General features: G+C 74.6%; 19 protein-coding genes. 11 read left to right on the forward strand and 8 right to left on the reverse strand.

All coding sequences use genetic code 11. The features are described 5' to 3' along the window. The first annotated feature begins 240 nt into the window (after window positions 1–240). The 7 genes from ACGFIG_RS28555 to ACGFIG_RS28585 are packed head-to-tail and all read left to right on the forward strand — an operon-like array spanning window position 241 to window position 8,489. Window positions 241–1,014 (forward strand): thiamine biosynthesis protein ThiG, encoded by a 774-nt coding sequence (locus ACGFIG_RS28555; RefSeq protein ID WP_393008091.1) that lies wholly within the window; start codon window positions 241–243, stop codon window positions 1,012–1,014. 14 nt (window positions 1,015–1,028) lie between these two features. Further along, window positions 1,029–1,304: a MoaD/ThiS family protein gene (locus ACGFIG_RS28560; protein WP_393008093.1), complete on the forward strand. Its 276-nt coding sequence runs from the start codon at window positions 1,029–1,031 to the stop codon at window positions 1,302–1,304. Beyond that, window positions 1,304–2,038, forward strand: a complete 735-nt coding sequence (locus ACGFIG_RS28565; RefSeq protein WP_393008095.1) for an HAD family hydrolase — start codon at window positions 1,304–1,306, stop codon at window positions 2,036–2,038. The genes ACGFIG_RS28560 and ACGFIG_RS28565 overlap by 1 nt, the downstream gene beginning before the upstream one ends. Further along, a complete protein-coding gene (locus tag ACGFIG_RS28570) occupies window positions 2,035–3,453 on the forward strand; it encodes a glycogen synthase (RefSeq protein ID WP_393008097.1) in 1,419 nt (472 codons plus the stop codon). Before ACGFIG_RS28565 ends, ACGFIG_RS28570 begins: the two co-directional genes overlap by 4 nt. Continuing rightward, complete coding sequence (gene malQ, locus ACGFIG_RS28575; RefSeq protein WP_393008099.1) at window positions 3,434–4,936, forward strand: 4-alpha-glucanotransferase; 1,503 nt, start codon at window positions 3,434–3,436, stop codon at window positions 4,934–4,936. Before ACGFIG_RS28570 ends, malQ begins: the two co-directional genes overlap by 20 nt. Further along, window positions 4,936–7,257, forward strand: coding sequence for a malto-oligosyltrehalose synthase (treY, locus tag ACGFIG_RS28580; protein ID WP_393008101.1), 2,322 nt, complete (start codon window positions 4,936–4,938; stop codon window positions 7,255–7,257). Before malQ ends, treY begins: the two co-directional genes overlap by 1 nt. Beyond that, window positions 7,254–8,489: an MFS transporter gene (locus ACGFIG_RS28585; RefSeq protein WP_393008102.1), complete on the forward strand. Its 1,236-nt coding sequence runs from the start codon at window positions 7,254–7,256 to the stop codon at window positions 8,487–8,489. Before treY ends, ACGFIG_RS28585 begins: the two co-directional genes overlap by 4 nt. A 54-nt stretch (window positions 8,490–8,543) precedes the next feature. Here the strand turns inward: ACGFIG_RS28585 and ACGFIG_RS28590 are convergent, their stop codons facing one another. Together ACGFIG_RS28590 and ACGFIG_RS28595 are read right to left on the reverse strand one after the other, a co-directional pair. Next, window positions 8,544–9,257, reverse strand: a complete 714-nt coding sequence (locus ACGFIG_RS28590) for a phosphoadenylyl-sulfate reductase (protein WP_393008104.1) — start codon at window positions 9,255–9,257, stop codon at window positions 8,544–8,546. Further along, complete coding sequence (locus ACGFIG_RS28595) at window positions 9,254–10,972, reverse strand: nitrite/sulfite reductase (RefSeq protein WP_393008106.1); 1,719 nt, start codon at window positions 10,970–10,972, stop codon at window positions 9,254–9,256. The genes ACGFIG_RS28590 and ACGFIG_RS28595 overlap by 4 nt, the downstream gene beginning before the upstream one ends. A gap of 467 nt (window positions 10,973–11,439) precedes the next feature. Between ACGFIG_RS28595 and ACGFIG_RS28600 the strand changes: the two genes are divergently transcribed. Further along, window positions 11,440–12,504, forward strand: coding sequence for a glucose-1-phosphate thymidylyltransferase (locus tag ACGFIG_RS28600; RefSeq protein WP_393008108.1), 1,065 nt, complete (start codon window positions 11,440–11,442; stop codon window positions 12,502–12,504). Between the two features lie 108 nt (window positions 12,505–12,612). On the opposite strand, the gene ACGFIG_RS28605 is transcribed toward ACGFIG_RS28600, so the two are convergent. From ACGFIG_RS28605 to ACGFIG_RS28630, 6 genes are all read right to left on the reverse strand, one after another. Continuing rightward, the gene (locus ACGFIG_RS28605; protein WP_393008110.1) at window positions 12,613–13,407 is read right to left on the reverse strand and encodes a TIGR03084 family metal-binding protein; all 795 of its coding nucleotides are present in this window, start codon (window positions 13,405–13,407) and stop codon (window positions 12,613–12,615) included. Between the two features lie 97 nt (window positions 13,408–13,504). Then, on the reverse strand, window positions 13,505–15,193 hold the full coding sequence (locus ACGFIG_RS28610) for a DHA2 family efflux MFS transporter permease subunit (protein ID WP_393008112.1): 1,689 nt from the start codon (window positions 15,191–15,193) through the stop codon (window positions 13,505–13,507). Continuing rightward, entirely contained in the window at window positions 15,177–16,259 is a 1,083-nt protein-coding gene (locus tag ACGFIG_RS28615) for a hypothetical protein (RefSeq protein WP_393008192.1), read from the reverse strand. The genes ACGFIG_RS28610 and ACGFIG_RS28615 overlap by 17 nt, the downstream gene beginning before the upstream one ends. 103 nt (window positions 16,260–16,362) lie before the next feature. Next, complete coding sequence (locus tag ACGFIG_RS28620) at window positions 16,363–17,997, reverse strand: GMC family oxidoreductase N-terminal domain-containing protein (RefSeq protein WP_393008114.1); 1,635 nt, start codon at window positions 17,995–17,997, stop codon at window positions 16,363–16,365. Next, a complete protein-coding gene (locus ACGFIG_RS28625) occupies window positions 17,994–18,563 on the reverse strand; it encodes a DUF5987 family protein (RefSeq protein WP_393008194.1) in 570 nt (189 codons plus the stop codon). The genes ACGFIG_RS28620 and ACGFIG_RS28625 overlap by 4 nt, the downstream gene beginning before the upstream one ends. Before the next feature lie 401 nt (window positions 18,564–18,964). Continuing rightward, window positions 18,965–20,026: an NAD-dependent epimerase/dehydratase family protein gene (locus ACGFIG_RS28630; RefSeq protein WP_393008116.1), complete on the reverse strand. Its 1,062-nt coding sequence runs from the start codon at window positions 20,024–20,026 to the stop codon at window positions 18,965–18,967. Between the two features lie 196 nt (window positions 20,027–20,222). On the opposite strand from ACGFIG_RS28630, the gene ACGFIG_RS28635 reads away from it, so the two are divergent. The 3 genes from ACGFIG_RS28635 (at window position 20,223) to ACGFIG_RS28645 (ending at window position 22,592) form a co-directional block, all read left to right on the forward strand. Continuing rightward, entirely contained in the window at window positions 20,223–21,296 is a 1,074-nt protein-coding gene (locus ACGFIG_RS28635; RefSeq protein ID WP_393008118.1) for a carboxymuconolactone decarboxylase family protein, read from the forward strand. A 112-nt stretch (window positions 21,297–21,408) separates the two neighbouring features. Beyond that, window positions 21,409–21,987 carry a hypothetical protein gene (locus ACGFIG_RS28640; RefSeq protein WP_393008120.1) on the forward strand — a complete coding sequence of 193 codons (579 nt, stop codon included), beginning with the start codon at window positions 21,409–21,411 and terminating at the stop codon, window positions 21,985–21,987. Continuing rightward, window positions 21,984–22,592 carry a copper resistance protein CopC gene (locus tag ACGFIG_RS28645; protein ID WP_393008122.1) on the forward strand — a complete coding sequence of 203 codons (609 nt, stop codon included), beginning with the start codon at window positions 21,984–21,986 and terminating at the stop codon, window positions 22,590–22,592. Before ACGFIG_RS28640 ends, ACGFIG_RS28645 begins: the two co-directional genes overlap by 4 nt. The last annotated feature ends 185 nt before the right edge of the window (window positions 22,593–22,777 follow it).

The raw sequence follows: 22,777 nt of genomic DNA on the forward strand, positions 1-22,777 counted from the left end.
CCGCCAAATATCACCGTCGTCGTAACGAATCAATGACCCACGCGTCATGAAGCGCCGCACGTTGGAAGATGCCGCGCCGCGGCGTGGCAACCAAGATTTCCTTCGCGACTGCTGCGACGGACCGATCGGTCATCCGCCGGCCGGCGGTACGCGCGGTCCTCGCGGGCTGCGGGGACGTCCGCCCCGGGCTGACGCTGCGCACCACCGGTCGTACCCGGCCTCGACCAGAAAGGGGTGCACATGTCCGTGGATTCGATGGAGGTCACCGGCCTCCGGGACGCGTGGGTCAGGCTCGGGGACACGGAGCTGACCTCACGCCTGCTCGTCGGGATCGAGCAGTACACCTCGCCGTCGGTGATCCGCCAGGTGCTCGAGGCGACCGGGTCCCAGGTCTTCATCACCACCGTGGACCCGGACAACAACCGGTCGAGTCTCCTGCTGTCCGACCTCGCCGACGAGATCGCCATCGACGACTACCTGTGGATCGGCACGACCTCGTTCGCCCGGTCGGCCGAGAGCGCGTGGAAGACCGTACGCATCCTGCACGACGCCTACGGCATCACCGTGTTCAAGTTGGACGTGCGTGGCCGGACCAACGAGCCGGACAACCGCGCCACCGTCGAGGTCGCCGCCCAGCTGCGCGAGCAGGGCTGGGAGGTCATGCCGTTCATCCTGCCGGACCTCGCCGTCGCCAAGGAGTTGGCGGCGCTCGGCTGCGCGGCGCTGCGCGTGATGAGCGCCCCCGTCGCCTCCGGCCACGGCATCCCGAACCCGGGCCCGATCCGCCAGATCATCGACAACGTCGGCATCCCCGTGGTCGTCGAGGGCGGCCTGGGCAGCGCCCGGCACGCCACCCTGGCGATGGAGCTCGGGGCGGCGGCGGTACTGGTCAACACCGCCCTCGTGAAGGCCCGGGAACCCATGCTGATGGCGCGGGCGATGCAGCACGCCGTGGCGGCCGGCCGGCTGTCGTACCTCGCCGGTGCCATGCCCGGCGACGAGATCCCCTACTGACCGAGGAGCCGACCATGGCCGTCGAGGTGTGCATCCCGACCGTGTTCCGCAACTACACCAGCGGCAGCAAGTACGTGACCGCGGACGGCTCGACCGTCGCCGAGGTGCTGGCCGACCTCGAGGCCCGGCATCCGGGGCTGGGCAGCCGCGTGATGGGCGAGGACGGGCAGCTGCGCCGCTTCGTCAACCTCTACGTCAACGACGTCGACGTGCGTACCAGCGGGATGCTCGAGTCCCGCCTGCGCGACGGCGACTCGCTGACCATCCTGCCCGCCGTGGCGGGGGGCTGATGTCGGCCGGACCGCTCCCCGTCTTCTCCGGCGTGCTGTTCGACCTGGACGGCGTCCTGATCGACTCGACCGAGGCCATCCTGTCGCTGTGGCGGGGCCTGGCCGGCGAGCACGGCCGGGCGCTGTCCGCGTCGGCGATCCGCGACGACGTGCTCGGCTGCTCCCCGGAACACTCGGTCTCGGCGATCTTCGGCGACCTCGACCCCGACACGCGGGAGGGCATCCTGCGCCGGGTCCGGGTCGCCGAGACCGACCTCGCCTTCGTCGAGGTGCCGGGCGCCCGGGAGATCCTGGCCACGCTCGGCGGCACCGGTGTCCGGCTCGCGCTGGTCACCGGCGCCTCCGCGCGCCGGGCCCACCGGGTGGTCGGGCAGCTGGGTGTGGCCGCAGCCTTCGACGCCATGGTCACCTGGGGCGAGACGGCACGCGGCAAGCCGGCGCCGGACTGCTACCTGCTCGCCGCGCACCGGCTCGGGCTGGCCCCGGCGGACTGCCTGGTCGTCGAGGACGCGCCCAGCGGCGTACGGGCGGCCTCCTCCGCCGGGGCGGTGACCGTCGGCGTCGGTCCCGCGCCGACCCTGCGGGCCGCCGGCGCGACCTGGACCGCGCCGGACCTGTCCGCGCTGAGCGTCGCCCGGGCCGGGGGCGCGGTCACGCTGCGCGTCGCCGGAGCCCCCGTCGCGGCCCTGTCCACGGCCACGGGTCCGGCCACGCTGTCGGGGACGCCGGCGTGAGCGCCGGCCGCCCGCTGCGGGTTTTCTTCGCCACCTCGGAGGTGGCGCCCCTGGTCAAGGTGGGCGGTCTCGGTGACGTCGCGCGGGCCCTGCCCCGGGCGCTGGCCGGCCGGGGCCACGACGTCCGGTTGTTCCTGCCGGGCTACGCGGGGCTGCCGGACGGCCGCCGGGTCGGCTCCGTGGCGGTCGCGGCGGGCTCGGCGCGCGCCGAGTTCACCGTCGAGGACCTGGGCGACCACGACGGCGTCCGCTACCTCACCCTGCGCACGCCGCAGCACCCCGACTGGCAGCGCCCGGAGGGGTACGTGGAGAAGCACCTGCCGTCCTTCGTGCTGTTCTCCCGGGCGGTCGCCGAGCTGGCCGTCCGCTCGGCGGTTCCGCCCGACGCGGTGCACTGCAACGACTGGCACGTCGGGCACGTCCCGGCGTACCTGCGTACCCTCGACGCGGCCCCGCGGACCGTGATGACCATCCACAACCTCGCCTACCAGGGGCTGTTCCCGCACGACACGGCCGACGAGCTCGACCTGACCCGCTACGGCACCGGCAACCTGCTGGCCCAGGGCATCCGGTACGCCGACGCCGTGACCACCGTCAGCGCCCGCTACCGGGACGAGACCCTCGCGCCCGCGCACGGGGTCGGGTTGCAGGGGCTGCTGCGCGCCCGGGGGGAGGACTACCACGGGATCCGCAACGGGGTCGACTACGACGACTTCGACCCCGCCACCGACCCGCACCTGCCGGCCCGCTTCGACGTGCACGACCTCGCGGGCAAGGCGGTGGCGAAGCGGGCGCTCCAGCAGCGCAGCGGTCTGGCGACCGACCCGGACGTGCCACTGTTCGCCTTCGTCGGCCGGCTGGTCGACCAGAAGGGCGTCGACCTGCTGCTGGAGGGCATCGACGAGATCGCCGCCCTCGGGCTGCAACTCGTCGTCGTCGGCGTCGGGGCCGAGTACGAGCGCTCGTTCCGCCGCGCCGCCCGCTACTACCCGCACGTCGCGTACCACCCGGACAGCGGCGAGGCGACCGCCCGGTTGGCGTACGCCGGCTCGGACGCCTTCCTGGCCCCCTCCCGGTTCGAGCCGTGCGGGCTGGCGCCGCTGATCGCGCTGCGCTACGGGTCGGTGCCCGTGGTCCGGCGGGTCGGCGGCATGGCGGAGACGGTCGCCGCCACGGGGCTCGGCTTCTCGTTCGACGGCTACCGCCCGCCCGACCTGGTCGACCTGCTCGAGCGGGTGCTGGCGTGCTGGGGCGACCGGCCGGCGTGGGCGCGGCTGCGGGAGCGCGGCATGCGGGCCCGCTTCTCGTGGGACGAGGCCGCCGAACGGTACGAGCGGTTGTACGTGCGGGCGCCGGCCGCCCCGGCGCACGGGACAGGACGGGAGGACGACTCGGGTGCCGGTCGACCGACGTAGCGGGATCCTGCTGCATCCCAGTTCACTGCCGGGCCGGTTCGGGGTGGGTGAGTTCGGGCCGGCCGCGATCGAGTGGCTCGACTTCCTCGCCGCCGCCGAGCAGAGCGTGTGGCAGATGCTGCCGCTCAACCCCGTGGGCGCGGACGGCTGCCCGTACCAGACCTGCTCCACGCTGGCCGGCAGCCCGCTCTACGTGAGCGTCGAGCGGCTGCGCGACGAGGGCCTGCTCACCGCCGCCGACCTGGCGGCCGTACCGGCGCTGCCACCGGACACCGCGGACTATCCGGCGGCGAGCGCCGTCAAGGCCAACCTGCTGGCCCGGGCGTACGCGGTCTTCACGCCGACCGCCGCCAGCGAGGCGTTCGCCCGCGAACAGGCGTGGTGGCTGGACGACTACGCCCGCTACATGACGCTGCGGGAGCGGCACGGCGGGCCGTGGACGAGCTGGCCGGCGCCGCTGGCCCGGCGGGATCCGGACGCGTTGGCCCGGCTCGACGACGCCGAACGCGGCCGGCTCGACTACTACCGCTTCGAGCAGTACCTGTTCGCCTCGCACTTCGCCGCCGTCCGCGACCACGCCCACCGCCTCGGCATCGGGCTGATCGGCGACGTGGCCATGTTCACCGGCACGGACAGCTGCGAGACGTGGGCGGCCCCGGAGCTGTTCCAGCTCGACGCGGCGGGCCACCCGACGGCCGTGGCCGGGTTCCCGCCCGACGAGTTCAGCGCCGACGGCCAGGTCTGGGGCAACGCGCTGTACCGCTGGGAGCTGATGGCGGAGGACCACTACGCCTGGTGGGTCGACCGGATCCGCCGGATGACCCAGCTGTACGACATGATCCGGCTCGACCACTTCCGGGGCTTCCTGCGCTACTGGGCCGTGCCGGTGGGCCGTCCGGCGAGTGCCGGGCAGTGGCGCGACGGTCCGGGCCCGTCGCTGTTCCAGGCCGTACGCAAGGAACTCGGCGAGGTGGCGATGCTGGCCGAGGACCTGGGGCCCGCGTCGGCGCAGGTGCAGCAGTTGCGCATCGACGCCGGCATCCCCGGGATGCGGCTGCTCCAGTTCGCCTTCGCCGGCGACGAGAACCAGCACCTGCCGCACCATTACCCGACCGACTGCGTGGCCTACACGGGAACGCACGACAACGACACCACACTCGGCTGGTGGGAGGAGTCGAGCGCCGACCAGCGGCTGCGGGTGGGGCGCTACCTCGGCGACGTCTCCGACGGCATCTGCTGGTCGATGGCGCGGGCCGTCTTCGCGTCGGTGGCCCGGCTCGCCGTGCTGCCGTTGCAGGACGTGCTGGAGCTGGGCGCGTCGGCCCGGATGAACGTACCGGGGCAGGCCGAGGGGAGCTGGCGGTGGCGGTTCCGGATGGAGGCGCTGACGCCGGGCCTGGAGTTCCGGCTGCGCCGGCTGACCGAGACGTACGGCCGGGACCGGCGGGCGTCGCGGCGACGGGCCAGGGGGTTCACCGGCTGATGGCGGCACCGACCTCCACGTACCGCCTCCAGTTCGGTCCCCATCTCGGCCTCTCCGACGCCGTCGGGCTGACCGACTACCTGGCCGACCTGGGTGTGGGCGCGCTCTACGCCTCCCCGCTGCTCGCCGCGGTTCCCGGCTCGACCCACGGCTACGACCTGGTGGACCCCACCCGCACCGACCCGGGGCGCGGCGGCGAGCCGGCGCGGCTCGCGCTCGCCCGGCGGCTCGCCGAGGCGGGGCTGGGCTTCGTGGTCGACGTGGTCTGCAACCACATGGGCGTCGCCGACGCGGCGGCCAACCCGTGGTGGTCCGACGTGCTGCGGCACGGGCCGGGGTCGCGCTACGCCCGCTACTTCGACGTCGACTTCTCGGCCGGGCCGCTGTTGCTGCCCGTGCTCGGCGACGACGGCGACGGCGGCGCGGCGGCCGAGGGGGAGCTGAAGGTCGCCGACGACTGGCTCGTCTACCACGAGCACCGCTTCCCCCTGGCGCCCGGCACCGGGCACGGCACGGCGGCGCAGGTGCACGCCCGCCAGCACTACCGGCTGGTGTCCTGGCGCCGGGGGGCGGCCGACCTGACGTACCGCCGGTTCTTCAACATCGACACCCTGGCCTGCCTGCGCACCGAGGACCCGGAGGTGTTCGGGGCGCTGCACGCCGAGACGCTGCGCTGGGTGCGCGAGGGGCAGGTCACCGGGCTGCGGGTCGACCATCCCGACGGGCTGGCCGACCCCCCGGGATACCTGCGCCGGCTGCGGGCGGCGGCACCCGGGGCGTGGATCGTCGTCGAGAAGGTGCTGGGCGCCGGCGAGGAGCTGCCGGCGGGCTGGCCGGTGGACGGCACCACGGGCTACGACGCCCTGGCGGAGGTCTCCGGCGTCTTCGTGGACCCGGGCGGCCGGGAGCGGTTGACCGAGGCGGCCGGCCTGACCGGCACCGCGCTGACCGACGTCGTACGCGAGGCGCGCGAGCAGGTCGTCGCGACGATGCTCGTCGCCGAGGCGCGACGGGTGGAGGCGCTCGTCGCGGCGCTGCTGCCACACCGCCCGGCGGCCGACCGCGCGGCGGCCGTACGGGCCCTGCTGGTGGAGTTCCCGGTCTACCGGTCGTACCTGCCGCAGCACCGCTGGGCGCTGGACGAGGCGGTCGAGCGGGCCGCCCGGCGCCGGCCGGGGCTGCGCGGGATCCTGGCCGCCGTCCGCGACGAGATGCTGGCCCGGCCGACCGGCCCGCTCGCGGTGCGGGTGCAGCAGGCGACCGGCCCGGTCATGGCCAAGGGCGTCGAGGACACCGCGAGCTACCGGTACAACAGTCTGGTCGCGGTCAACGAGGTGGGCGTCGAGCCGGGCCGGTTCGGGGTGTCCCCGGCCGAGTTGCACGCCGCGAACGCGGCCCGGGAGGCCGGCTGGCCCACCACCATGACCACGCTCTCCACCCACGACACCAAGCGCTCCGAGGACGTACGGGCGCGCCTGGCGGTGCTCAGCGAGCTGCCGGAGGCGTACGCCGAGCGGTTCCGTCGCTGGTCGGCCCGGCAGCCGCTCGGCGACCCCCTGCTCGAACCGCTGGCCTGGCAGACCCTGCTCGGCGCCTGGCCGATCGGTCCCGAGCGGCTCTCCGCCTACCTGCTCAAGGTCGCCCGCGAGACGCGGGTACGCACGAACTGGCACGATCCCGACCCCGCCTACGAGGACGGCGTCACGGGCTGGCCCGCCCGGGTGCTCGCCGACGCTCCCCTCGCGGCGGAGGTCCGTGCCTTCGTCGACCGGATCGCCGGGCCCGGCTGGTCGAACTCGCTGGGCCAGAAGCTGTTGCAGCTCGCCGGTCCCGGGGTGCCCGACGTCTACCAGGGCACCGAGCTGTGGGACTACTCGCTGGTCGACCCGGACAACCGCCGCCCCGTCGACTTCGCGGTCCGCCGGCGGCTGCTGGCGGAGATCGACGCGGGCCGGACGCCGCCGGTCGACGACACGGGGGCGGCCAAGCTGCTGGTGACCTCGCGGGTGCTGCGGCTGCGCCGGGACGCCCCCCGGCTGTTCCGCGGCTACCGCCCGGTCCACGCCGAGGGTGTCGCGGCGCGGCACCTGGTCGGCTTCTCGCGCGGCGGTCCCGACGGCGTCGTGGCGCTGGCCACCCGCCTGCCGGTACGGCTCGCCGAGCGGGGCGGCTGGGCCGACACCGTGCTGCCCCTGCCCGGCGGCCCCGACGGCTGGGTGGACGTGCTCACCGGCACGCCGGTGGGCACGTCGGCGCCCCGCGTCGGGGACCTGTTCGGCCGCCTGCCGGTGGCCCTGCTCAGCAAGGAAGGACGATCATGAGTGTCGACGTGGAGACGGCCGGCCGGCGACGGTCGATGGCGGCCCTGCTCGGTGGGGTGGCCGCCACCAACACCGCCATGGTGGGGGCCAGCACGGCGTCCACGCTGATCGGCGCGGAGCGGTTGACCGAGACGTGGAGCGGCGTGCCGAACGCCGCCGGCGTGCTGGGCACGGCGGCCGGCACGCTCTGGCTGGCGGCGCTGATGGCCCGCCGGGGCACCCGCTGGGCGCTGTCGCTGGGTTATCTCGTCGCGATCGTCGGCGCGGCGGTCGCCGGCGCGTCGGTGGCGTCCGGGCAGGTGCTGCTGCTGATCCTCGGCATGGTGCTGCTCGGAGTGGGCAACGGCGGGGCACAGCTGTCGCGGTACTGCGCGGCGGACCTGTACCCGCCCCGCCGCCAGGGGCTGGCCGTCGGAGTCGTCGTCTGGGCGGGCACCGTCGGGGCGATCTTCGGGCCCAACCTGCTGGATCCGAGCGCGACGGCCGCCAACCGGCTGGGCCTGCCGGACCTGGCGGGGCCGTACCTCGTGGCCCTGCTGGCGGCCGGCGTCTGCGTGCTCGCCTCCACCGCCATGCCCCGGTCCCGGACCGCTGCCCGGGAGGGCGCCACCGACGCGACCCCCGCGCAGGTGTGGCGGCACCCCGCGGTGTCCGTCGCGCTGGTGTCCATGATCGCCGGACAGCTGGCCATGGTCGCCCTGATGACCATGACGCCGCTGCACATGAGCAGCAACCACCACGGCCTCACGGCGGTGGGCGTGGTGCTCAGCGGCCACATGATCGGCATGTTCGCCCTGGCGCCGCTCTCCGGCCACCTCTCGGACCGCTTCGGCGGCCGGGCCGCCATCCTGATGGGCATCGGCACGCTGGTCACCTCCGTCGTGGTGGCGTCGTGGCCGACGGCCCACGGCAGCGGCGTGACCCGCCTGGTGATCTCGCTCTTCCTGCTCGGCTGGGGCTGGAACCTCACCTTCGTCGGCGGCAGCGCCCTGCTCACCCAGGCGCTGACCCCGGCCGCCCGGCGGGCGGTGCAGGGCCGGGTCGACGCCCTCGTCTGGGCCGCCTCGGCCGTGGCCAGCGTCGTCGCCGGGGTGGTGCTGGCGCACGCCAACTACGTGGTGCTGGCGGTCGCCGCCGGGGTCGTGTCCCTGATCCCGGTGCCGTTGCTGCGCCGCCGGCCGCCGGCCGAGGAGCCGACGACCGCCGTCGAGCGCGCCGACGCGCTGCGGTGAGCGGGGCGCCGGATCCCGTCCCCGGCGCGCCCACGTCACTGCGGGGCCCCGCCGTCAGGTGTGCAGCCCGCACTCGGTCTTGTCGAACATGGCCCAGCGCCCGGCCCGGGGATCCTCGCCGTCGCGTACGGGCCGGGTGCACGGTTGGCAGCCGATCGAGGCGTATCCCCGGGCGCGTAGGTCGTTGACCGGCACGTCGTGGCGGGCCAGGTAGCGGGCCACGTCCTCGTCCGTCCACCGGGCCAGCGGATTGACCTTGACCTTCCTCCGCGCGTGCTCGTAGTGGACGACCGGGGTGTCGGCCCGGCTCGGGGACTCGTCGCGGCGCAGCCCCGCCGCCCAGGCGTCGTACCGCTCCAGCGCGGCGCGCAGCGGCTGGACCTTGCGCATGTCGCAGCAGCTGTCGGGATCGCGTTCGTGCAGGCGTGGGCCGTACCGCCGGTCCTGTTCGGCGACCGTGAGCTCGGGACGGACCGACCGGAGGGTGACCGGCAGCGTCGCCGTCACCCGGTCCCGCACGGCCAAGGTCTCCGGGAAGTGCAGGCCGGTGTCGAGGAAGATCACGTCCACCCCGGGGACGGTTCGCGCGGCGAGATGGATCAGCACCGTGTCGGCGAGGGAACTGGTGACGCAGAACCGGGGCCCGAAGGCGTCGGCGGCCCACCGCAGGACCTCCTCGGCCGGCGCGTCCTCCAGTTCGTGGCCGGCTTGTTCCGCCAGCTCGGGCAGCCCGGCGCCGGACCGGGCAGATCGTCCTGTCGTGATCATCGAAGTTGGCCCTCCTCGACCCGCCCGATCCACTGGGCGAACGTCTCCGCCGGGCTCCGACGCCCGGCGAGATAGCGGTGGACCAGCCGCTCGACGTAGTCGGGCAGGTCCTCCGCCGTGGTCCGCAACCCGCGCAGCTTGCGCCCGAACGCGCCGGCCTGACCGGCCGCCAACGCCAGGCCGCCCCCCAGGTGGACCTGGAACCCCTCCACCTGCTGGCCGTCCGGGCCGCGCACGAGTTGTCCCTTGAGGCCGATGTCGGCGACCTGGGTGCGCGCACACGCGTTCGGGCATCCGTTGACGTTGACGGTCAGGTCGACCGGCACGTCGGCCAGCCGCTTCTCCAGTTCCCGCACCAGCGCCGCGGCCCGCCCCTTGGTCTCGACGACCGCGAGCTTGCAGAACTCGATGCCGGTGCACGACATGGTCGACCGGCGCCAGGGCGACGGCTGCGCCTCCAGGCCGATGTCCCGCAGCGCCGCGACGAGCGCGTCCGTGCGGTCCGGCCGCACGTCCGGCACCAGGATCTTCTGGTACGGCGTGAGCCGGATCCAGGTGCCGCCGTGCCGCTCGACGGCGCCCGCCAGAGCCGCCAACCGGGTGCCCGACACCCGGCCGACGAGCGGCGCGACACCGACGTAGTACCGCCCGTCGCGTTGCGGGTGCACCCCGACGTGGTCGACCGGTGCGGCGGGCAGGGCCGGCGCCGGGCCGTCGACGAGGGGGCGGCCCAGGTAGCCCTCGACGACGGCGCGGAAGCGTTCCACTCCCCAGTCCGCGACGAGGAACTTCAACCTCGCCCGGTTGCGCAGGCGGCGGTAGCCGTAGTCCCGGAAGACCTCGACGATCGCCGCCCACACGTCCGGCACCTCGTCGAGGGGCACCCAGGCGCCGAGGCGGCGCGCCAGCATCGGCGCCGTGGAGAGGCCCCCACCGACCCACACGTCGAAGCCGGGGCCGCGCTCGGGGTGCACGACCCCCAGAAAGGACAGGTCGTTGACCTCGTACGGCACGTCGGGCAACCACGATACGGAGGACTTGAACTTGCGCGGCAGGTTCGCCAGCGCCGGGTCGCCCACGAACCGTTCGACGATCGCGCGTACGGCGGGGGTGGCGTCGACGACCTCGTCCACGCTGATCCCGGCGACCGGGCTGCCGAGGACGACCCGGGGGCAGTCGCCGCAGGCCTCGACGGTGCTCAGACCGACCGCCTGGAGCCGGCGCCAGATCTCCGGGACGTCCTCGATCCGGATCCAGTGCAGCTGGATGTTCTGCCGGTCGGTGACGTCGGCGCTGTCGCGGGCGTACCGGACGGAGACGTCGGCGACGGTCCGCAGTTGCGGCAGGTCCAGGTGCCCGCCGTCGGTGCGGATGCGCATCATGAAGTACTCGTCGTCGAGGTCGTGCGGGTCCAGCGTGGCGCGCGCGCCGGCGGCCGTGGCGGGACGACGCTGGGTGTACAGCCCCCACCAGCGGAACCGGCCGTGCAGGTCGCTCTGCTCGATGCTCGCGAAGCCCCGCCGTGAGTAGATGTTCTCGATGCGCCAGCGGACGTTCAGCGGGCCGTCGTCCTTCTTGATCCGTTCGTTGTCGTTGAGCGGTTCGGCGTGCCCGAAGGCCCACTGCCCCTCGCCGCGCAGGATCGGTGCCGGTGCGACGCCGGGCTTGACGCGGCTGCCCGGGGGCGACGCGCGGTCGGGGCGGACGTACGTCATGTCACATCCTTCGGCGGGACGAGGCCCGCGACGGGGCGTGGTGGGTCAGCCGTGGATGGGGACCGGGCCGCTCGCGCCGTCCTCCCGTGCGTCGTGGGACGTGTCGAGGCGCCGGCCCTGCTGGAATCCTCTGCCCGCCCGCTGACGGCTCGCACCTTCAGGATTGCCGCGAGCGGGATTGGCGTACCGCCGTCGCCTCCCGCCCCGCAGGCGCCGGCCGCGCCGCCCCGGACCGGGGCCACAGCAGCGCAAACCCGGAGATGCGGCGGCCGTGGGGGCGCTCCAACAATGAAGTGCGCCGACGCCGATCATCGTGTGCGGGGCGCCAGCGACCGCCGCCACGGGAGCGGGTCGGTCGGTGCCGGTGGCGCGGGACGCCCGCACGCCACCGTCCGGGTGGGCGGATCGCGCCCCAGGCGCACGCGCGCCGAGGGCCGCAGGCGTACCGCGCAAAGGAGAGGACGTCCATGAAGGCTCTTGTGTTGTCGGGCGGGACGGGCACCAGGTTGCGGCCCTTCAGCCACTCCATGCCCAAGCAGCTCATCCCGGTGGCGAACCGGCCGGTGCTCGAACACGTGCTCGACGGTGTGCGGGCACTCGGCGTCAGCGAGGTCGGCATCGTCGTCGGTGACCAGGCCCGGGCGATCTCCGAGGCGGTCGGCGACGGCTCGCGGTTCGGCCTCGACCTCACCTACATCCGACAGGACCAGCCGCGCGGGCTGGCGCACGCCGTCCAGGTGGCACGCCCCTTCCTGGGCGCCGACGACTTCGCCATGTTCCTCGGCGACTGCCTGCTCGCCGACGGCGTCACGGACGTCGCGGAGCGCTTCCGGCGCGACCGCCCCGCCGCCGACGTCGTGGTCCACAAGGTCGCCGATCCCCGGGCCTCCGGCGTGGTGGAGCTGGACGGTGACGGCGGAGTCGTCCGCCTGGTGGAGAAGCCCCAGGAACCGCGCAGCGACCTCGCCATCGTGGGCGCCTACTTCTTCACGCTCGCCATCCACGCCGCCGTCGACGGCATCCGCCCCAGTTCCCGCGGGGAGCTGGAGATCACGGACGCCATCCAGTGGCTGGTCGACCGGCGCGCGGCCGTGCGGGCCAGCGAGTACGCCGGCTACTGGAAGGACCTCGGCCAGATCGAGGACGTGCTGGACTGCAACCAGTACATGCTGAGCGGCCTGCGGGGCCTCGTCGCCGGCGAGGTCGACGCGGCCAGCGTGCTCGACGGGGACGTCGTCGTCGAGCCCGGCGCCCGGGTGCTCCGGTCGCGGATCGAGGGACCGGCGATCATCGGGGCCGGCACGCTGGTCGAGGAGAGCTCCGTCGGCCCGCACACCTCCGTCGGGCGCGACTGTGTGCTGCGCCGTACCCAGTTGGCGGACTCGATCGTGATGGACGGCGCACGGATCACGGCCGTACGCGACCTGCGGCGCTCCCTGGTGGGCCGGGCCGCCACGGTCGGCAGCGGCGGGCCGGAGCGGGGCAACCGGATGCTGGTGGGCGACCACTCCCGGGTGGAGATCGTCGGCTGAACACCAGCCGCGCCACCGGTCGAAGGGGCCGTCCGACGGACGGCCCCTTCGTTATGGCGGGCAACCTGGCGGTGCGCCCCGGCGGAGTCCGCCGGGGCGCACGGACGCTCAGGAGCCGGCGAACTGCCCGGGAGCCCGCCCGGGTCCGGCCGGCCCCCGGTACGCCTGGGCGATGTCCAGCCAGTGCTCGGCGTCGGCGCCCACCGCCGTCACCGACAGGTCGTCGCGGTGCCGGCGGCGGGTGACCAGCAGGCAGAAGTCGGCGGCGGGACCGGTGACGACCTGCTCGGCGTCGGACGGACCGAACCGCCAGACCGCCCCGGACGGCGCGGTGATCTCGAAGCGCAGGGCGATGTCCGGCGTGCTCAGGCCGCGCGCCTGGTAACCGAAGTCCCACGTGCGCACGGCGAACTCGACGAGGGGGCGCAGCCGGTCGGTGCGCTCGCGGCGTACGCCGAGTGCGTCGGCGATGTCCTGGCCGTGGCCGAACAGCTCCATCATCCCCGCCGCGGCGAGCACCGCCGCCGGGATCGGCCGGACGAGCCAGGGCACCAGCTGCGCGGGCGGCACGGAGGCGAGCGCCTTCTCCGCGGTGGCCCGCTCCGTACGCCACCGGCTCAGCAGCCCCGCGGGCGGCTCGGCCAGGTAGGGCGCCATCGCGGCGTTCACGTTCGCGTCGAAGTTGTCGCTCAGGCGCGACGTCAGGGCCCGGAACGTGTCCGGGTCGGCGGCGGCCAGCCCGGCCATCCGGAACGTCGCGGTCAGGTGGGCGATCTGGTGCGCGACCGTCCAGCCCTCGGCCGGGGTGGCCGTCCGCCACCCCGCGTCGTCCAGGTCGGCGACCATGCGGTCGACGTCGTCGCCCTCGGCCTCCAGGGCGGCGAACACATCCTGTTCTGTCACGCGCTCATCCTCTCGGTGCGGGTGTCGGGGTGCACGTCGCCGGCGCTGCGCGCCCGATGGTCGACGGGGAACCGGCGGTCGCGTCGGCGCCGCCGCCTCAATCATCGGCAGGTGGCGGTGCGATCGTCTTCTCCCACTGTGCGGAGGGCCCCGTTCCCGCCGGCGCCTGCGCGCGTACCGCCGCGCGCATCCACAACGCGAACAGGCTGCCGAGCAGCAGGACGCCTCCCACCACGGCCAGCGCCGGCCGGACGGCGGGCAGGAACGCGGCGGCGAAGGCGTCCGCGGCCAGCGCCGGGTACCGGTCGGCCACCTCCGGCGGGGTTCCCGCCGGCACGACGAACCCGCCGGCCTGGCCGGCGCCCAGCCGGATGCCCTCCTGGGCGGCGCCGAAGCCGTCCAGGAAGGCCGCCCGGGCCTCGGGCGGCAGCGTCGCCGCCTGGGCGCGGGCCGCCTCCGGCAGGGTGTCGGCGAGCCGGTGTTGCAGCACGGCCCCGACGACCGCCGCGCCGAGCGCGCCGCCGACCTGGCGCGCGGTGTTGAGCACGCCCGCGGCGGCGCCGGCCAACCGGGCGGGCACCTCCCGCATGGCCTCGGTGGTGGTCGGCGCGATGGACGCCCCCATCCCGATGCCGACGGCGATCAGCGGTACGACGAACGTGCCGGCGGTGGAGTGCGGCGTGACCAGCACCGCCATGCCCAGTACGCCGAGCGCGTACACGGTGAGCCCGCCCGCGAGCAGGCGTCGGCCGCCGAGCCGGTCGGTGAGCCGTCCGGCGACCGGCGCGACGGCGCTGAGCACCAGCGTCCAGGGCAGCGCGGCGAGGCCCGACTCCAGCGGGCTCATGCCGAGCAGCGACTGCGTCTCGATCACGAAGACCAGCAGGAAGCCGTACAGCCCGAACGAGCTGACGAGCGTGATCAGGGTCGCCGGGGCGAAGTTGCCGAGGCGGAACAGGCCGGGCGGCACGAGTGGCTCCCGCTGCCGGCGCTCGCGCAGCACGAACACCGCCGCGCACACCGCCGAGGCGGCCAGGATCGCCGGGATGCCGACGGGCCCCCACACCGTGCCCCAGTCGTGCCGTTCGCCCTCGATGAGGGCGTACATGAGGCCCAGCAGCGCGGCGGTGGCCAGGAGCACGCCGACCACGTCGAGGTGGCGCGGCCGGCGGGTGCGCAGGTCCGGGACGAGCCACCAGGCCAGGGCGACGCCCGCCACGCTGAGGGGCACGTTCAGGTAGAAGATCCACTCCCAGCCGAACCGGGTGATGACGAGCCCGCCGAGGGTGGGGCCGCTGACGGCGGCCACGCCGGCGACGGCGGTGAAGATGCCGAAGGCGGCGCCGCGCCGTGCGGCCGGGAAGATGCCGGAGATGAGGACCAGCGCCTGCGGCAGCAGCGCCGCGGCGCCCACGCCCTGCACCACCCGCGCGCCGATGAGCTGCCCCGGGGACTGGGCCGCCCCGCAGAGCACCGAGGCCACCGCGAACACCGCCATGCCGGCCATGAAGACGGTACGCGGGCCGAACAGGTCGCCGAGGCGCCCGGCGACGATGAGCAGGGACGCCAGCGCCAGCAGGTAGCCGTTGAGCACCCACAGCATGCTGTCGATCCCGGTGTCCAGCGACCGCATCATGTCCGGCACGGCGGTGTTGACGATGCTCGTGTCCAGCAGGATGAGGAAGTTGCCGAGGCACAGCACCAGCAGGGCCGCCCACGGGTTGCCGGCGCCCGGCCGCGGTGGCGGCGGGTCGACGGCCCGCGGCGCGTCACGACTCGCCCGCACGGGAGGCCTCCTCCCCGACGGCGGCGTCGACGCCGGGGGCCGGCACCACGCCGTCCGCGTGCAGCCGCGCGCCGATCCGGCGGGCGGCGGCCAGACTCGCCCAGGCGGTGACCGTGACCAGGGCGGCGTCGTCGGCGCCGCCGTCGCGACAGGCGGCGATGTCGGCGTCGGTGACCCGGTACGGCGCGAGCGCGGTCAGCAGCGCCAGTCGGGCGGCGGGTCGCTCGGCCGGCGTCAGCTCGGCGACGGCGGCGTCGAACCACCGGCCCCCGCCCGGTTCGGGGGGTGGCGGGTCGTCCAGGCAGGCCAGGATCCGCTGCCGGACGTGCTCCGGCAGGGCGGCCTCGCCGGCGCGCCGGACGGCCTGACCGGCGCGGGCGAAGGCGGCGGCCACGTGCGGCTGCCCGACGGTCCAGGCCAGGTCGGGCTCCGGCGGCGCGGGCGGCAGCAGCTCCAGGGAATGTCCGGGTGGCCGTCCGGCCCGGGCCAGCGCCCCCATGATGCGGGCGGCCGTGCGCCGGACCCCGGAGCGGATCCCGGCCGGCGCCGGCGGCAACGGGGAGTCCTGGAGGAAGACGCTCACCATCCGGTTGAGGTAGTGGAAGGCCACCGCCACGCCGATCAGCTCCGGCCCGTGCTCCGTCGGGAAGGGCGGCGGGCGGCGGCGCGCCGGGCTGACGGCCCCGCTGTGCCGGGCCCACTCGGCCAGCGCCCGCAGCCGGGGGTCGCCGATCCCGCCGATCCCGGCCGCCAGCCACCCGTCCGTGTCGCGGAGCAGCCCGGCCGCAGTGACGCCGTGCACCTCCACGCAGTACGGGCACCGGTTGCTCTCGGAGACGGCGGCGGCGACCACCTCCTTCGCGTCGCGGCCGACCAGCCCTTCGGCGAGCAGCGTCTCGCGCAGCATCAGCCAGCAGGCGCGCAGCACGTCGGGGGCGGAGGAGTGCAGCAGCACCGGGGGCGCGAGGACGCCGAAGTCGTCGGCCATCTGCCGGTAGACCCGCGCGACGGGCCCGTCGGCGGCTCGCGGGGCGACGGGAGTCACGTGCCGGACGTGGGTCAGCATGGTGCGGCTCGTCACCCGAGCCAGTCGCCTGCCCATCGGTTTCCTTCCTGGTCGGGCGGGCGACGGGCCGGGGGCGGGACGGCGCCCCCGGCCCGTCGTGGTCCTAGCTGGGCACGACCTGGGGCACCGCGCTGGCCGTCCCCTCGGGCAGCGAGCCGTGGTAGGTGACCGGCACGCCGCGCTCCTGCGCCGCGCGGACGATGCCGGGCACGGCGCGTTCGGCGAGCGCGGCGATGGTGAGGGCCGGGTTGACGGTGAGCGCGCCCGGCACCGCCGAGCCGTCGGTGACGAAGATGCCCGGGTGCTGGCGCAGCTCGTGCCGGTCGTCGAGGGCCGACGTCGCCGGGTCGTCGCCGATCCGGCAGGACGACAACGGGTGTACCGTGTACGCGCCCACCACGTCGTTGGTCCACGGCATCACCCGGGCCAGCCCGTCGCGTTCCAGGATGTCCCTGGCGTCCGCGTCGGCGGCGGCCCAGCCCCGCAGCGTGTTGGCGGTGGGCCGGTAGCGCAGCGGACCCCGGCCGAGCATCTGCTGGGAGATGCGGTCGGCGTTGCCGGTCGCCGGCGGCGGCCCGAAGACGCCCTCGTTGTCGTCCTCCGACATCGTGAAGAGCGTCAGCCACGACTGCCAGCGGCGCAGCATCTCCTTCTTCTCCAGGCCGAACCAGCTCGGGCCCTGCGCGTCGGGCACCTGGGCGAGGATCGTGCCCAGCCCCAGCGGGAAGAAGAGCTGCTCCAGCGAGTACCGCTCGTACTCGGGCAGGTCCGGGTCGAGCCGGTCCCAGGTCGCCACCGTCGGCCCGCGGCCGATCTGGTTGGCGTCGTAGCCCCTGCCATCGGGCCGGCTGAGGCCGAGCACCTCCCGGACCCGGTCGTCGTCGAAGACGGCCGTGTTGAGCCGCTCCCCGTTGCCGGAGAAGTACCGGCCGACGGCGGTGGGCATCGTGCCCAGGGTGGGCTCCGAGCGTTGCAGGATCACCGGGGTGGCCCCGGCCCCGGCGGCCACGATGACGATCTTGGCGTCGATCGTCCCGCTGTCGTGCAAGATCCGGTAGTCCTCGGCGTCGACGATGCGGTAGTGCACCCGGTAGCCGCCGTCGTCGGTGCGGGAGAGGTGCTGCACCTCGTGCAGCGGCCGGATCTCCGCGCCGTGCGCCAGGGCCCCCGGCAGGTAGTTGAGCAGCAGGGAACGCTTCGCGTCGAAGCGGCACCCGGCCATCATCCAGTTGCAGTTGGTGCACTTGTCGACGTCCACGGCCGACGGCACCGGGTTGGCCGTGCGCCCGGCGTGCGCGCATGCCGCCGCGAAGAGGCCGCCGGCGTACGGCACCTTGTCCCAGCTCTGCTTCGTGATGGGGAGCGCCTCGCTGACCCGGTCGTACCAGGGGTCGAGGCTGTCGCGGGTGATGGCCGCCGGCCACATCCGCCGGCCGATGCTGCCCTGCCGTTCGAAGACGAACTGCGGCGCGCGCGGCATGGTGGCGAAGTAGACGACGCTGCCACCGCCGACGCAGTTGCCGCCGAGCACGCTCATCCCGTCGCCCACGGTGAAGTCGAAGATCCGGGTGTACGACGAGCCGAGCTTGAAGTCGTGGTCGAACTCCTCGCTGGACAGCCACGGTCCACGTTCCAGGACCACCACCCGCGCCCCGCCCGCGGCCAGGTGGTACGCGGGGATCGCCCCACCGAAGCCGCTGCCGATCACCACGACGTCGGTGCTTGCGCTACTGGTCATGCCGGGCTCCCTGTGGGGGTGGTGTGCGGGTGCAGTCGCGACAGCGGGCGTCCGTACGAGTACTCGGGAAACCGCCACAGCCCGTCGTCGTCGGGTCGGGTGATGCCGATCGCCAGCAGCCCCGGATGCCCCGCGGCGAGCGCGTCGCGCGTGTTCATGTGGGCTGCGCTGTCGTAGGCCATGTTGCTGAACAGCGCGAGCCCCACCCACATCTCCTTCTCGGGGTTGTCCGGGGCGAGCAGGTGGCTCAGCAACGCGGTGCGGTGGTCGAACGCGAGGGCGACGAAGGGCGGCACCGCCGGGTCGAGGGGCAGGCCGTTCGCCTCGGCGTACCCGGTGGCGTGCGCGTTGAGGGCCTCGCTGAGCGTCCCCAGCATCAGCGACACCCCGCCGGCCGGGTCCTCCATCAGGGCCAGCGCCCCCGACTCGACGGCGCCGCCGTCGGACGAGACGCCGGCGATCGCCCGGTCGTCGGCGGACCGCTTCGCCCCGGGGATGATGGTGTCGGCGAACGCCTCCAGCGTCAGTACGCGTGCCTGCTGTTCCTCGGGTGTCTCCGGTTGCACGGCGGCTACCTCCTTCTGGGCGGGCACGTCGGTTCCCGGTCCCGCCGAATCGTTTTTCGGGCAGCCTTGACCGCCGCCCGGTAAGGGCGACGGAAACAAGGAATTGAATGGTGGTCGCGCGGAATGGTCCCGCGCGGTGCGGATGGTGGGCGAAAAGTTCTGCATCATCGTGGCTACCGACGCAGGTGGGACGCATCTTCTGTTTTGCTGAGGAACGTCTTTCGGTGCCGGTGCCGGTCGGCGCGGAAGAATTGCCGCCGGCGGCGCGGCACGACAATTCCCGCCGGCGGGCCGGCGCGCGGAACTACCCGGCGCGCGGCTTCCGGCCGCCCCGCCGGCGCGCGCGACCTCCTCGCCCGTCCCCCCGACGCGCCAACGACGGCGCGGACGGCGCCTGCCGGTCAGGCCCGGTCGGTGGTCCGGTGCGGCGCGGCGGTCGCCGGGAGGGCGGCGCGTCCGGCCTGGCGTCGGCTCAGCCGGCCGGTCCGGTGCAGCCAGCGCACGGTGTCGGCCATCGTCTCGTCCAGCGACCGGCCCGTCGGCCCGAGCAACTCCTCGGTGGGCGTGGCGTCCATCGGGCGGGCGGCGGCGCACAGGTAGATCGCGCCGTGCTCGGCGGGCAGATGTACGGGCGACAGCCGCTGCGCCGCGCTGACCAGGTGACCCATCGGCAGCAGCGCCGACGCCGGGAGCCGGAGGGTGGGCAGGGCCCGCCCGGTGACCCGGCGCAGCGCCTCGACGAACTCGCGGGTCGTGACGTAGCGGCCGGGGGCCGGGAAGCGGCGGGGACCGCGGCCGGGTTCGAGCACCGCCGCGTGCAGCCGGGCGACGTCCCGCACGTCGCCGACGGGGAAGCCACCGGTCGGCCACAGCGGCATGAACCCGCGCAGCACGTTGCGTACCCGCGTCGTCTGGTCGCCCAGGTGGGGGTCGTCGGGCCCGAGCGAGGCCAGCGGGTAGGTGATGACCACCGGCGCGCCGTCCTCCTGGTGCCGGCGGGCGACGTGCTCGGCGGCGGCCTTGCTGCGCAGGTACGCCTCCCGGGGCGCGCCGACCGGCGAGTCGACGGTCAGCGGCGACCGGGTGGCCGGCAGCAGCGCCCCGAAGGTGGAGACGTGCACGATCGGGTCGAGGCCCGCCGTCCGCGCCGCCCCGAGCACCACCTCGGTGCCGCGCAGGTTGACCGCCGCCATCCGCGCCCGGTCCCGGGAGTCGAAGCTGTACACGCCGGCGGCGTGCAGGGCGGCGGCGCAGCCGTCGGCGGCCCGGGCCACGGCGACGGGGTCGGTGACGTTTCCGGTGGCCAGCTCGACCCGGCCGGCGTCGACGCCCAGCGCGGCCAGCACCCGGCGGGCGCGGGCCGGGTCGCGTACGAGCATCCGGACGCGGTGGCCGCCGTCGAGGACGGCCGCCGTCGAGTGGGAGCCGATGAATCCGGTGCCACCGGTTACCAGGACCAGCATCGCTACTCCCGCACGTGGGGGACTGGGGTCGTCGCCCATCATCAGCGGGCCCCGCCGGCGGGTCCTTCTCCGAGGGTGCTCAACCGGCGCCGAACGCGTGGCCTGCGCCGTCGGACTCCCAATACTGGCATTGCCGCAGTCGTGGGAGCCGTCGTCGTGGCCGCCCGGCGGGGCGGCGCAGAGCAGGAGGCAGATCATGATCGCTCGTCGGGTGGCCTCGTCGGTGGTCCAGCGCCAGGTCAACTACGTCACGCCGGTTCCGCAGGGCGCCGCACAGGGGCTGGTGGAGAGCGTCTACACCCAGGTCGCGCAGGAGATGCAGCTCGTCGTGCCGCCCGCACAGCTGCACTCCCCGTCGCCGGAGGTGCTGGCCGCGTACTGGATGGTCATGCGGGAGCCGCTGCTGCCGACGCAGACCGTGGACCGGGCGACCAAGGAGGCGGTGGCCGCCGCCGTGTCGGTGGCGAACATCTGCCCGTACTGCGTGGACATGCACAGCGTCGGGCTCTACGAACTCTCCACGGAGCACGACGCGGAGGCGATCGTGGCCGACCGGCTCACCGAGATCACCGACCGGCGCATCCGCGACGCGGCCGAGTGGGCCCGTACGGCGCACCAGCCGCAGACCTCGCGGCCGGTGCTGCCGTTTCCGGAGCGGGACCGCCCGGAGTTCGTCGGCGTGGTCGTGGGCTTCCACTACGTCGCCCGCGTGGTCAACGTGTTCCTCTCCAACTTCCTGCTCCCGCCGGGGCTGGCGCCAAGGGCACGGCGGCGCCTGAAGCGCGGCATCGGCTGGGTCCTGCAGGGCACGCTGCGCGAGGCCAGGGAACCGGGCCGCTCCGTACGGCTGCTGCCACCGGCGCCGCTGCCGGCGGAGGCCGGCTGGGCGGTGGGCAGTCCGCACGTGGCCGAGGCGATGGCCCGCGCCTACGCGGCGTTCGAGGCGGCCGGCGAGCGGGCGGTCCCGCCGGCCGTCCGGGACCTCGTCGCGGAACGCCTCGACGCCTGGCGGGGGGAGGAGACCGGCCTGAGTCGACAGTGGTGCGAACGACTGATCGCGCCGCTGCCCGAGGCGGAGCGGGCCGCCGGCCGCCTGGCCCTGCTGACCGCGTTCGCCTCCTACCAGGTCGACGAGGAGGTGGTCACGGAGTTCCGCCGCCACCAGCCGGGCGACGCGGCGCTGGTCGACGCGGTCGCCTGGGCCAGCTTCGCGGCGGCCCGACGGGTCGGCGCGTGGTACGCCCCCGCCGGCTCGCCGGAGCCGGTCTGACGGATTCCCGACCCGAACTCAGCAACATCGGAGACGTGCCGGCGTGGCGTGGTCGGGACGCTGGGCGAAGGCGAGGCGTTCTCGCGCGCCCGTCACCCCTCAAGGAGGAAACGTGACCAGCAATCAGACGAGGCTGCCCGGGACGTCCGGGCGGTGGGCGACCCTGAACGGAGCGCACCATCGGACGGCTCTGAATCTCTTTCTCCTGGTCGTGCTGGCCCACTGGGCCGAGCACCTGGTGCAGGCGTACCAGATCTGGGGCCTGGGCTGGTCGCGGCCGGAGGCGCGCGGAGTGCTCGGCATGCCGTTCCCGTGGCTCGTCAGCTCCGAGTGGCTGCACTACGGCTACGCGATCGTGATGCTCGTGGGGATGTGGATGCTGCGACCCGGCTTCGTCGGGCGCAGCCGGAGCTGGTGGACCCTCGCCGTGGCGATCCAGTTCTGGCACCACATCGAGCACCTGCTGCTGCTGTTGCAGGCGCAGACCGGCCGGCACCTGTTCGACAGCCCCGTGCCCACCAGCCTGCTCCAGGTCGTGATCCCCCGCGTCGAGTTGCACCTGTTCTACAACACGGTCGTCTTCGTGCCGATGGTGATCGCGATGTACCTGCACCTGCGACCCTCCGCGGCGGAGGCCGAGCGGATGTGGTGCAGCTGCCGGCAGCCCGAGGCCGCGGCGCAGCTGTCGTGACCGCCGTCGACGACGCCCGTCCACCCGAACCGCCCACCCCGCCGACGTCGGTCGGGGCGGTGCAGCGGGCGGCGATCGTCGTGGCGGCCGGCGTCGTGCTGTCGGTCCTGGCGCTGCTTCTCTTCGGCAGCCCGGCCGAGAGCCGGCAACTGATGCTGGACCCGGGCGACGGGTCGGTCGTCGGGGCCGCGCCCGCCGAGGTGACGCTCACGCTCGGCGGCGCGGAGTCGGCCGAGAACCTGCACCTGGCCGTCACCGGACCGTCGGGGGCGACCGTCTCGACCGGGCGACCCGCCGTCCGCGACGGTCGTCTGGTCGTGCCCGTGCGCGACGCCGGGCCGGGCACCTACCGCGTCGGCTACCGCGCCCAGCTGCCCGACGGCCGGCAGATCGCCGGCCTGGCCGGGTTCACGGTGACCCCCGGCGCCGTCCCGGCCGGCTCCGTCGCCGCACCGATCGACGACGCGACCGGCGGCCACGACCACGCCCGCATCGACGGCATCAACGGCGTGCTCCTCCTGCTGGACCTGGGTCTGGTCGGGGTGGCACTGCTGCTGATGTTCCTGCGTCCGCGACGCGGGACGGGCCCCGTCGCGGGCCCGTGACCGGGGCCGACGGCGACCACGTCGGCGGCGACGCGGCGGCCGGTCACGGTCCGCGCGGCAGCCCCCACCACCCCGCTGCGGCGGGCGGATGAGCGCACAGCAGAAGAGGCGGCCCCGGCCGGCGCGCGGCGACGATGAAGTCACCCGCCGGCCGGGGCCGGCGTCGTCGTACCGACAGGGGGATC

This window comes from Micromonospora sp. NPDC049048, assembly GCF_043197615.1.
In the GTDB taxonomy this organism is placed as follows: domain Bacteria; phylum Actinomycetota; class Actinomycetes; order Mycobacteriales; family Micromonosporaceae; genus Micromonospora.